The sequence below is a fragment of the Devosia sp. genome, assembly GCF_041917035.1.
GTDB lineage: Bacteria > Pseudomonadota > Alphaproteobacteria > Rhizobiales > Devosiaceae > Devosia_A.
This window is the reverse complement of record NZ_JAYRYM010000137.1, coordinates 1-10789: the sequence shown is the minus strand read 5'-3', so window position 1 is coordinate 10789 and position 10789 is coordinate 1. Positions and strand designations below refer to the sequence as shown.

Annotated in this window: 11 protein-coding genes; 6 read left to right on the top strand and 5 right to left on the bottom strand. The window is 65.5% G+C overall.

What is annotated here, in order from left to right; translation table 11 throughout:
• Positions 1-262 precede the first annotated feature (262 nt).
• Positions 263-1438, top strand: coding sequence for an MFS transporter (locus ACE3TU_RS14100; protein ID WP_374625239.1), 1176 nt, complete (start codon positions 263-265; stop codon positions 1436-1438).
• Between the two features lie 425 nt (positions 1439-1863).
• Here the strand turns inward: ACE3TU_RS14100 and ACE3TU_RS14095 are convergent, their stop codons facing one another.
• A complete protein-coding gene (locus ACE3TU_RS14095) occupies positions 1864-2202 on the bottom strand; it encodes a four-helix bundle copper-binding protein (protein WP_374625235.1) in 339 nt (112 codons plus the stop codon).
• A gap of 215 nt (positions 2203-2417) precedes the next feature.
• On the opposite strand from ACE3TU_RS14095, the gene ACE3TU_RS14090 reads away from it, so the two are divergent.
• Genes ACE3TU_RS14090 through ligD form a run of 3 tightly spaced genes read left to right on the top strand, consistent with a single transcriptional unit; the run spans position 2418 to position 5766 of the window.
• Positions 2418-3044, top strand: coding sequence for a CinA family protein (locus tag ACE3TU_RS14090; RefSeq protein ID WP_374625233.1), 627 nt, complete (start codon positions 2418-2420; stop codon positions 3042-3044).
• A gap of 8 nt (positions 3045-3052) precedes the next feature.
• The gene (locus ACE3TU_RS14085; RefSeq protein ID WP_374625231.1) at positions 3053-3268 is read left to right on the top strand and encodes a hypothetical protein; all 216 of its coding nucleotides are present in this window, start codon (positions 3053-3055) and stop codon (positions 3266-3268) included.
• Positions 3268-5766 carry a DNA ligase D gene (gene ligD / locus ACE3TU_RS14080; protein WP_374625229.1) on the top strand — a complete coding sequence of 833 codons (2499 nt, stop codon included), beginning with the start codon at positions 3268-3270 and terminating at the stop codon, positions 5764-5766. The genes ACE3TU_RS14085 and ligD overlap by 1 nt, the downstream gene beginning before the upstream one ends.
• Here ligD and ACE3TU_RS14075 read toward each other — a convergent pair.
• Positions 5763-6584, bottom strand: a complete 822-nt coding sequence (locus ACE3TU_RS14075) for a Ku protein (protein WP_374625227.1) — start codon at positions 6582-6584, stop codon at positions 5763-5765. The genes ligD and ACE3TU_RS14075 overlap by 4 nt on opposite strands.
• A gap of 97 nt (positions 6585-6681) precedes the next feature.
• Here ACE3TU_RS14075 and ACE3TU_RS14070 point away from each other — a divergent pair, with 97 nt between their 5' ends.
• Both ACE3TU_RS14070 and ACE3TU_RS14065 read left to right on the top strand, forming a co-directional pair.
• The gene (locus ACE3TU_RS14070) at positions 6682-7542 is read left to right on the top strand and encodes a Ku protein (RefSeq protein ID WP_374625225.1); all 861 of its coding nucleotides are present in this window, start codon (positions 6682-6684) and stop codon (positions 7540-7542) included.
• Complete coding sequence (locus ACE3TU_RS14065; RefSeq protein WP_374625237.1) at positions 7542-8087, top strand: DNA-3-methyladenine glycosylase; 546 nt, start codon at positions 7542-7544, stop codon at positions 8085-8087. Before ACE3TU_RS14070 ends, ACE3TU_RS14065 begins: the two co-directional genes overlap by 1 nt.
• Positions 8088-8336: 249 nt before the next feature.
• Here the strand turns inward: ACE3TU_RS14065 and ACE3TU_RS14060 are convergent, their stop codons facing one another.
• From ACE3TU_RS14060 to ACE3TU_RS14050, 3 genes are all read right to left on the bottom strand, one after another.
• Positions 8337-9092, bottom strand: a complete 756-nt coding sequence (locus tag ACE3TU_RS14060; protein ID WP_374625223.1) for a TetR/AcrR family transcriptional regulator — start codon at positions 9090-9092, stop codon at positions 8337-8339.
• Between the two features lie 118 nt (positions 9093-9210).
• Positions 9211-10173: a Bug family tripartite tricarboxylate transporter substrate binding protein gene (locus tag ACE3TU_RS14055; RefSeq protein ID WP_374625221.1), complete on the bottom strand. Its 963-nt coding sequence runs from the start codon at positions 10171-10173 to the stop codon at positions 9211-9213.
• A gap of 126 nt (positions 10174-10299) precedes the next feature.
• On the bottom strand, positions 10300-10789 hold a 490-nt coding region (locus ACE3TU_RS14050), incomplete at its 5' end, for a Bug family tripartite tricarboxylate transporter substrate binding protein (RefSeq protein ID WP_374625219.1).

The following is a 10789-nucleotide window of genomic DNA, read 5'->3' as shown; positions in this document are numbered from 1 at the left end:
GGGGCCTTGTAGTGGTGGGCACGACTGGGATCGAGCCGCAAGGTCGATTGCGTACTGCCGGAGACGGGCGTTGGCAGCGTCTCCCACTCAGCGCCTTCCCAAGTGCGTGCAGCCGAACGGTCGCTCTGAACGCCAGCATAGCTGTTGTTCCAGTCCCGAGGCTGCCGAGGGAATGAAGACGTGCTGTGGTAGCGCCAGCGCCGTCGTTGCTTGAGGACGTGAGGTCGCCGCAGTGCTCCAGGGTCGGTCACTCGTCATTGCCATGTGCCTCGGGCAGGTCGGCAACCTCGTGCCGCATATGGTGGTGCAGGCCATCATGGCTCAGCACCTCATGCCTCTCTGGGGTCTCAGCGCGGGCCAGGCAGGGTTCATGGCGAGCGCCTACGCCTTTGGCTATATGCTCGCTGTGCCCGTTCTTGCCACTCTGACCGATCGCATCGACGCCCGGCGGATCCTGATCGCGGGAACGCTGGTGAGCATGGCGGCAACCCTGGCGTTTCCGCTGGTCGCCCATGATCTGGTCACGGCGTCGTTGGTGTGGGGCATGGCCGGCCTGGGGTTTGCCGGTGCCTACATGCCCGGTCTTAAGGCCTTGACCGACCGCCTCGGCGCTGGCGACGTCTCCCGGAGCGTGACGCTTTACACCTCGAGCTTCTCTCTGGGTGTCGCTTTGTCGTTTCTGGTGGCCCAGGTTGTCGCGGACAGGCTGGGATGGCAGGCCGCATTCTACATCACGGGCTTAGGCCCCGCCGTCATGCTCGCGGTCGCTGTTCTGATGCGGCCGGTTCCGCCGGCGCCGCGCGCCGGACCTGCGTTCGATTTCAAGGCGGTCTTTGGCAATCGCCCGGCGCTTGGTTACATCCTTGGCTACGGCGCACATTGCTTTGAGCTTTATGCTGTCAGGACGTGGCTGGTGGCCTTTTGGGGCTTCGTGACCGCGAGCCATGACGGGGCAGTGCCAGTCGGTGCGATCACAATCAGCGTCCTTTTCAGCCTTCTGTCCATGCCGGCCAGCATCCTCGGAAATGAAGCAGCGATCAGATTTGGACGTCACCGCGCCATCGGGCTCGTTCAGGCAGCATCCGGCGTTATCGGGCTTGCCATAGGCTTTGCCGCTGGCGCGCCGCCATGGCTGCTGCTCATCCTCATTCTTCTTCATGCAGTCACGATCCCCGCCGACTCCGGAGCTCTAACGTCCGGCATGGCAGCCGCGGCGACGCCTCATGCCAGGGGAGCAACCATGGCGGTGCACTCGACCATAGGTTTCGGGCTGTCGGCCCTGGGTGGTTGGTCCTTTGGGTTAGCGCTGGATGCGGCAGGTGGGCCGGCTAACCCATTGGCGTGGCAGGCCGGCTTTTCTCTGCTTGGGGCCGCCATTCTACTGGGGCCTGTCGCCTTGTGGTGGTCCAGGACCAGGTCCGGCGCCCATCCATCGTGATCCCTATCACGCCACGCCCGCCGGCACCTCTTGAGCTATGCCTTTTGGTAGCACTACCAGTGCTGCCATTGCGATTGCTGGCAAAGGCCGCTACCGGGAGCTCGCGTCACCTTTGCGCCTCCGAAGCTGAAGTTCGGCGGCGCTCCGCAAGCGGACGCTGGCATAGACTCGGCTATTCCCGTCCCGGGCGTTCTAAGAATGCCCTTCCGTCCCACTTCCGCAACAGCTACATCGCTGCTCCAGTTGGCTCGTGGAGGCACATCAAGGGCCTCGACTACTGACATGGATAGCGTCTTCGGACGTGTTCGCCGAAAGGCAAACTGGCTTGAATGCGTTCGGTGCTAGCGCTTGCAAGAGCCACATCGGCGTCGATGCCGATCACCACCGCGCGGCTTGATGGTCGGAAACACCAGAGCAACGCGCGCCTAGTTGCTGGCCATTTTTCGACAGGATTCCGCGCAACGGCGACAGGCCTCGACGCATGCGTCCATGCCGCCGAGCCGTTCGCAATCTCGCACACATTCCTCGCAGATCTCGGCGCATTCGGCGCACGTATGCCGATGATGGGGTGTATCGAGGAGCATGAAGTGCGCCGATGTCCGGCAGATCTCAGCGCAGGCCATCATGAGCGTCATGTGGCGTTTCTCGACGTGGGCGCCTCCCATTGCCAGGCAATGGTCCATCGCTGTCGATACGCACTCGCGGTAGCAAGCGAGGCAATCGTCGATGCAGGCCCTCATCGTGTCGGCGTGTGCATGGTGCATGTGACTCTCCTCGATCTGGGGTAGCGATATCTGCTTGCGCTTCCCCCGCTTCCGATCCTCAAGCGGGGCCTCCGAGGCCGAAATGCGTCGCTTCAACTCCCGGTCGACGTCGGGGGATGCCGTGTGAACGTGTCACCCTGATGTGTAACCAACCGCTGTCCGGAGCGTTCCATGGCGGGCACCGAATGTGCCCCCGGGGTGACTAGATCCACGGAGTGCACGATGGTGGGGCTCGAACAGGGGATATAGGTGCCAAGGCGGTAGCTCGCCGCGCCGAGGCGATTGTAGAAGCGCTTCAGTTCTCCGGCAGATCGGTAGCAACGGCCGAGTCCTGTTCCATCGGACACGTAGGCAGGGTCTTGGCCGAGGCGCGAGGCGCTTCGCAGGTCTATCTCGGTACCGTCGTCGCTTACACAAAGCGCAGCAAGCAGCGAGGTCTCGGCTTAGCGAACCATCTTCTGACTGGGCCGATGGGCGCGGTGACCAGTGACGTCGCGATCGCCATGGCGGAGGGTGTCCTGAACCTGATGGGGGCGAGTGTGGCGGTGGCCACGACGGGCGTCGCGGGACCCGCTCCCGACGAGGATGGCAACCCCGTCGGGCTGCTCATCGTGGCCGTCGCCGAGGAAGGGCAGGCATCGGCCGCGGCAACGTTCGAGTTTGGAGACCGCGGCGTGGAGGGCTTCCACGCCTGTGCCGTCGGTACGGCACTGGCCATGGTCGCGGACCGTCTGGGTCTCGGCACGGACGTTCCCGGTACAGTACCGGGCCGAGGCCGGCCCACCCCGGCTCGCCGGAACACTGGATCGGCGGCGGCGTTTTCTCCCGACACGCGACAGTGAGGGACCCCATGGATATCCGCGACAAGCTCATCCTGGCGCTGGCCGCGCAGCTGCGAGCGGAGCGGGAGACGCGTCAGGCGTTTGCCGGTGCGGTACGCGGCGGGCTGGGCCGAGAGGTCATGGTGGCCATGCTGGAAGATCCGGTGCCCGCCATTACCCAGATCGATCTTCTGGCAGCCGATGCCGTGGCCGACAGCTCACCGTCCCATTTCAGGGCCGCCTGATGGGCAGGGCCCGCGCAGCCACCAAGCTGGGGGCCTATCGCTCCAAGCGCGACTTCCGCACAACCGCTGAGCCCTCTGGCAGGATCCCCCCGCGGCGGAGCAAGGCGGGAGGCAGCTTCGTCGTGCACAAGCACGCGGCCCGCCGCCTCCACTACGATCTCCGACTCGAGCACGACGGCGTCCTGTGGAGTTGGGCGGTGACACGCGGGCCAAGCCTCGATCCGGAGGACAAGCGCCTTGCCGTCCATGTCGAGGATCACCCTCTCGACTATGGCAGCTTCGAGGGGAACATCCCGAAGGGCGAGTATGGTGCCGGTGCGGTCATTGTCTGGGACCGCGGGCGCTGGATCCCGGAGGGCGATCCGGAAGCCGGCATGGCCAAGGGCCATCTGTCCTTCACGCTCGAGGGCGAGCGCCTCGCGGGGGGATGGCACCTCGTCCGGCTGAAGCCCCGCAAGGGCGAAACGCGGGACAACTGGCTGCTCATCAAGGCCGACGATGATGCCGCATCTGATCGCGACATTCTGGCGGACGAGCCGGCGTCCGTGGTCACGGGCCTGACGGTCGAAGACGTTGCGGCGGGCAAGGCGCCGAAGAAGACGGCTGGTCGAAGGAAAACTCCCATTTCCGAAAAGAGCGCGCGCACACGACCGGGCGGCGCCGCTCCCGTCTTCGTGCCTCCGTGTCTCGCCACGCTGGCAGACCGGCCGCCGAAGGGCGAGGGCTGGGTGCATGAGGTCAAGTTCGACGGCTATCGCGTGCAGGCGGTCCTGTCGGAAGGCCGGGTCCGGCTTCTGACCCGCACCGGGCTGGACTGGACCGCGAGGTTCGGGCGCGACATTGCCACCGCCGTCAAGGACCTGTCCTGCGATAGCGCCGTCATCGACGGAGAGATCGTGGTGCTCAATGATTCCGGCGTTTCGACCTTCGCCGACCTGCAGACTGCCCTGTCCGAAGGGCGCCATAAGGGAATGGTCTTCTACGCCTTCGACCTGCTTCAGCTCGACGGCCGCGACCTGAAGGCCGAACCGCTGGTCGCCCGCAAGGAGCAGCTGGCGCAGCTCCTCGATGGCCCGAAGACCGGACCGCTGCGTCTCAGCGAGCATTTCGAGGACCCCGGCCAGGTCATGCTCGACCACGCCTGCCGCATGGGTCTCGAGGGCGTGATCTCAAAGCGGCTCGACGCGCCCTATCACAGCGGTCGCCGGGGAGACTGGATCAAGTCCAAGTGCACCCATGCGCAGGAGTTCGTCATCGTCGGCTATGTGCCTTCGAACGCCGGTCGCGACCGGATCGGCTCGCTGGTTGTGGGCTATCACGACGATGGCAGCCTCCGGCACGCGGGCCGCGTCGGAACCGGCTACCGGGGCGCCGTGGCGCGCGAGCTGAAGAAGCGTCTCGATCCGCTGCGCCGGGCCAGCTCCCCGGTCACTGCGTCGTCGGCCCAGGGGCGCGGCGTGGTCTGGGTGGAGCCATTACTCGCCGCCGAGGTCGAGTTCCGCGGCTGGACCGGTGATGGGTTGCTGAGGCAGGCTGCCTTCAAGGGACTGCGCGAGGACAAGCCGGTGGCCGACATCGTCCGCGAAGAGGCGAAGGCGCCGCCGCCGGCAGGCCGCGAGCGGAAGGCCAGGACCGGCAAGGCAGCCAAGACTGCTCTGTCGACCACAGTGTCGCTGTCCAACCCCGACAAGGTGCTGTGGTCTGACGTGGGACTGACGAAGTCGGGCCTGCTGGGGCACTACGAGGCCGTATGGCACCGGATGGAGCCACTTGTCGTCCGGCGGCCGCTGAGCCTCGTGCGCGCCCCGGACGGCATCGGGGAGCAGACGTTCTTCCAGAAACACGCCTCCCCGGGCATGGGCAAGGCAGTGCGGACCCTGAAAGCCGGTCGGGGGAGCGAAGCCCTGCTCTACGTCGAGGACTTCGACGGCATCGCGTCCCTGGTGCAGATGGGCGTGGTGGAAATCCACGTCTGGGGCTCCACCATCGACGACGTCGAGCGTCCCGACCAGGTCATCTTCGATCTGGATCCCGGGCCGGGTGTCGACCTCGACGGGGTCCGCGCGGGTGCGCTCGAGGTGCGGGACCGGCTGAAGGGCATCGGCCTCGAGAGCTTCGTGAAACTGTCGGGCGGCAAGGGGTTCCACGTCACTGTCCCCCTCGTGCCGGCGGTTGGCTGGACGGAGGTCAAGGCCTTCGCCCGCGGCTTCGCGGACGCCATGGAGAAGGCCGCACCCGCGCGCTACACCGCGACGCTGGCCAAGAAGGCAAGGCGGGGCAAGATTTTCATCGACTACCTTCGCAACGGCCGCGGCGCGACGGCGGTTGCGCCCTATTCGACCCGCGCCCGCGACGGCGCCCCCATTGCGGCGCCGGTCACCTGGGCCGAGGTCGAAGGCGGCATCGCGCCAAACGCCGTGAAGGTGGGCGCTGACCTGCCGAAGTCGGACCCGTGGCGAGATTTCCGCGCTTCGGCCGAAGCTCTGGCCAAGGATTAGCCGCGCTTTCGGGGGGAGGCCGGCGGCTTTTTGGCTGGCGACCCGCCGAGGCTCTTGCGCAGTGCCGCGAACAGATCCACCACGTTGTTATCGCTTCGCGCCTTGGCGGGTCCCTTCCGGCGCGCCGTCGCCGCCTTTTTCGAGGCGACCAGCTTCAGAAGCGCATCCTGAACCGGATCATGGACCATCTTCGGCGTCCATTTCCGTGTCCTCTCCTTGATCAGGCTCCGCGCCAGGGTCATCGCCTTGGCCGGCGGCGCTCCGGCATCTTCCGCTCCGGCGTCGCCGCCCCTGTCGCGCACTTCGTCGCCGAAGCGCAGTGTCCAGAGGATGATGCCCTTCCCGCGCGGCTCCAGCATGACGGCGCGCTCCCGACGGTAGAGGACGAGACGCGAGATCCCGACCACGCGGGAGGCCGCCATGGCCTCCCGGATAACGACAAAGGCTTCCTCGCCGACTGGATCGTTGGGCGTGAGGAAGTGGGGCTTGTCGAGATAGATCCACGGGATGGACGATCGGGCGACGAACTGGTCGATGTCGATCGTGCGGGTCGTCTCAAGGGCGACGCTGTCCAGTTCGTCATCTTCCAGCACGACGAAGTCATCCTCGCCGCGCGCATAGCCGCGCGCCTGATCGTCGTCCTTCACCGGCTTGCCGGTCTGCGAATCGACGTAACGGCTTTCCACCCGGTTGCCGGTCGCGCGGTTGAGGGTGTGGAAGCGAACCTTCTCGCTCTCGGTGGTCGCGGGCGCCATGGCGACAGGGCAGGTCACCAGCGATAGCTTGAGATAGCCTTTCCAGAACGACCGATCTGCCATGGTGCCTCCAACGCTCATCAATGCGCAGCGGGGGACGGCGGTTCCGGAACTCCGTCGCGCGCCCGACGTTGGCTTGCCGCGGTAGGGAGGACGGGCGATGGCAGGCGAGCGGGCAAACTGGAAAGGCTTCCTCAAGATCGGCGACCTGTCCTGCCCCGTCGGCCTCTACACGGCGGCCTCGACGTCGTCCCGGATCGCCTTCCACACGATCAATCGGGAGACGGGCAACCGGGTGCGTCGGGAGTTCGTCGATTCTGCGACCGGCAAGCCGGTCCCGCGCGACGACCAGGTAAAGGGCTACGCGCTCGACGACGACCGGGTGGTCATGCTCGAACCGGACGAGATCGCCAGGGCGGTTCCCGAGAGTGACAAGACCCTGTCCGTCGAAGCCTTCATTCCCTGCGACGACATCGACACCCTCTATTTCGACCGGCCCTATTACCTGGCGCCTGCGGGGGGCGCTGGTCAGGAGGCCTTTGCGGTCATCCGCGAGGCGATGCGCAGCGCGTCCGTCGCCGCCCTGGCCCGTGCCGTACTTTTCCGGCGAGTTCGTTCGCTGATGCTGCGGGCCGACGAGGAGGGCCTCATCGCCCATACTCTCAACTATGACTATGAGGTCAGGTCCGCCGCCGACGCCTTTTCCGACCTGCCCGACATCAGGATCAAGAAGGACATGCTCGATCTCGCACGACACATCGTCTCGACCAAGGCCGGCACCTTTGATCCGTCGGCTTTCGACGATCGCTACGAGGAGGCTGTCGCGACCTTGGTCCGGGACAAGCTCGCCGGAAAGGCCGTGAAGCGTCCAAAGGAAAAGCGAGCTCCCAAGGTCGTCGACCTGATGGCGGCCCTGCGCGAGAGCGCGGGCGTCGCCGGCGGTCCGGCGAAGGGGCGCGGAAAGTCCACGGCCGGTGCCGCCAAGGCCCCGGGCAAGCCCCGGGGCAAGAAAGCGGCGTGATGGCGAGCCGACTTCCGGCCGATCCCGTCGAAGCAGCGGAATGGCTGATCGGCGCCACCCTCAGCCACGTGGGGGCGGGAGGCATCATCATCGAGACGGAGGCGTACCGAGACGATGATCCGGCCTCGCACAGCTTCCGGGGTCGCCGCACGGGCAATGCCGCCATGTTCGCCAGGGCCGGCACAATCTACGTTTACCGCTCCTACGGCCTCCACTGGTGCCTGAACCTGGTCTGCCAGCCCGGATCGGCGGTGCTCATCCGCGCGATCGAGCCCACCCATGGCCTCGAGGTGATGAGACAGCGCCGAGGGTTGGACGATCCGCGGGTCCTCTGTGCCGGCCCGGGGCGTCTGACGCAGGCATTGGGGATCACCGGCGCCCTCGACGGGGTTTCTCTGGCGGGCTCCCCCTTGTTGCTTTCGCCGCGAAGCGGCACCGTTGCGGTGGCGAAGGGACCACGGATCGGCATTTCCCGGCCCGCCGAGCGGCCCTGGCGGTTCGGGCAGGCGGGAAGCCCCTACCTCAGCCGCCGTTTTCAATCCTGACTTCAGCCCAAACGCATGATCGCTGCGGCCTGTCGCGAGCCGTGGATCGATCCGCGGGGAACGGCGGGAGCGTTGCTGCGCTTCGGGACTATGGTCAGCCCCTTCGGGCATCGTTGAGCGAAGATGCTTTGCGCCTCAGTTGCGGACCTTCCTCTCTGTCGCAACAGCTGCCATTGACTGGTCGCTGGTAGCCAAGTTCCAACTGCCATCAACAGGTCGATCGGACGAGAAGTGTGCTTCAGCAGCAGGTCACTTGGCGACTTCGCCCTCTGCCGCTTGATTGACAGACCCGCTTGTTGAAGGGGGGTGCGACCCTTCTTCGCGGACTTGCCGGAAGTCTGCGTACGTCTCCAAGCCCCTGGGCGTCGCCATGGCGTGAACGAAGAAATCGAAGCCCTGGGCGATATAGCCCTCGATGTCGGTGAACTGCGACAGTCGCCAGTGCTTCAGCGCCCAGGTGTGGGCGTAGAGGACGAACTGGTAGGTCACGAGATCGACGTTGACCTGACGGAACACGCCCGCGTCGATGCATGTCCTGAGCGCCTTGGCAATGAGCTCGTTGGTATCGAGTTCGACCTGCTTGAGGAACTGGCGGTGCTCGCGCGGCAGCGATTTGGTGGAACGATAGGCGAGGACCGCGGCATTGCGCGCGCGGTCCACCACCCGACAATAGGCTGCGAGTGAGGCCCAGAGCACGTCGAGAGGGTCGTTCCTGCCTTTTGCGGCATCCGGAATCGCTTGTTTGTAGGTCTCCATCACGTTGATCAGCGACAGGAGTAGGATGTCCTCCTTCGTCTGTGCGTACTGGTAGATCAGGCCGGTACTGACCCCGGCCCGTCTCGCGATGTCCTGGATGGTGGTGCGGTAATAGCCTCGCTCCGAAAACAGCGCGACCGCCGCGGGGACAATCTGCCCGCGCCGCCTGGCCATGAGCTTTTCGTCTGCAACCTGGCTCTTGACGAACACTGGGTCGGGGGATCCGTTGGCGTCAGTTACAGCATTCATGGTCACGCGTCCGGCGCCGCAGCCTGATACCGGCTCCACCCGGCGTGAAGACTATGCGGCCGAATGCGATCCGGCCAATCTTCGGGGATTCGTTCGGGGGCCACGACAGTCATCGTCATCAGTTCGGCTCCACCCCCGCGTCGCGCAATGCATTCCGATACGCATTCAACTGTTCCACGGTGAAACGCTGCAATTCTTCGACGGTCGAACCCTCGGCAAAGAACTGCTGCGCTTCGAGGATCTGGCGAACCTCAGGCTGACGAATGGCGAACTGCACCCCCGCATTGAGGCGTTGCACAATGGCCGCCGGCAGCTTGGCCGGCCCGAACATCCCTGCCCAGAGCGTGATCGAGAAGCCGGGCAGACCAGCTTCCTGTACCGTCGGAACCTCGGGAAACGCGGGGCTGCGCTGCGGCAGCGTCGTGACGAGCGGACGGAGCTTGCCCTCCCTTGCGAACGAGCCCGCCGTGGTCGGAGTAGCGAACATCAACGGAATGCGTCCCGATACAACGTCGACGATTGCAGCAGGTTCTCCTCGGTAGGGCACGTGAACAAGCGTCGGTTTGCCGGCGAGCGCCAGCAATTGCAGCATCGCGACCTGCCCACCCGTATTGCCGGTGGCGTAGCTCAGTTTACCGGGATTGGCCCGCGCATAGGCGACCATCTCCTGCAACGAGCGGATTGGGGCATCAGGATGAACCCAAAGGAACGACGAGTAGCGTCCGACGAGCGATATGGGGGAGAAGTCCGTGGCCGGATCGTATCCGGGCTGCAGCTTCATGGCCGGAACAGCCGACATCGGGCTGTTCGTGGCAAACAGCAGCGTGTAGCCGTCCGGCTCTGACCTCGCGACGGCTAGCGCGGCGATCGCGCCGTCAGCGCCGGCGCGATTCTCGATGATGATCGGCTGCCCGAGGGAAGCCTCCATGGCGCGCGCAATGACGCGGGCAACGGTATCGGTCGCCGAGCCCGCGGGCAGGGGCAGCACCAGTTTGACGGGTCTTTCCGGATACTGGGCAGTGGCCGGCGTTGAAAGCAGGAGGGCGGCGCAGCCGAGACTTGCGAGAAGCGTCTTGAGCATGGGTGTCTCCGTGGAGTTGGTTCGCCGGCGGCATCAACTCGCGTTGTCGTCGGCAGACGCGCCGCCAATGCAGCTGTGATCCCAAGAATTCCGCACTCCTGGCCGGTGGCTTTGAGGCGGTCAGGGTCAGTTCATGACGGTGCCTGTGCTCTTGACGACCGGAGCCCATTTCGCGATTTCGCTGGAGATGAAGCGGCCGGTATTCTCTGGTGACCAGTCCGTGGCGGGCTGAAAGTTGAGCTCGATCAGCTTTTTCTGGAATGCAGGGTCATTCATCAATGCGGAGAAAGCTGTCCGCAGCCGCGCCACTACGGCATCTGGCAGACCTGCCGGACCCAGGATGAGGCCCGAGGTGCTCGCGACGAGGCCAGGCAGGCCCGACTCCACGCCGGTCGGGATCTCGGGCGCAAGGGTCGAGCGCTTCTCGCCGGTCATGACAATGACCCGCAGCAGCTTCTGCCGGTGGAATGGAAGCGTGCTGCTGAATGTGTCGGCGAGGATCGGGACATGCCCGGAGACCACATCCTGAAGCGCCGGAGCCCCGCCTCTGTAGGGGATATGGACTGACTCCAGCTTGCCCGCGAGGTCCTTGAACAGTTCGAAGGTCAGGTGCGCG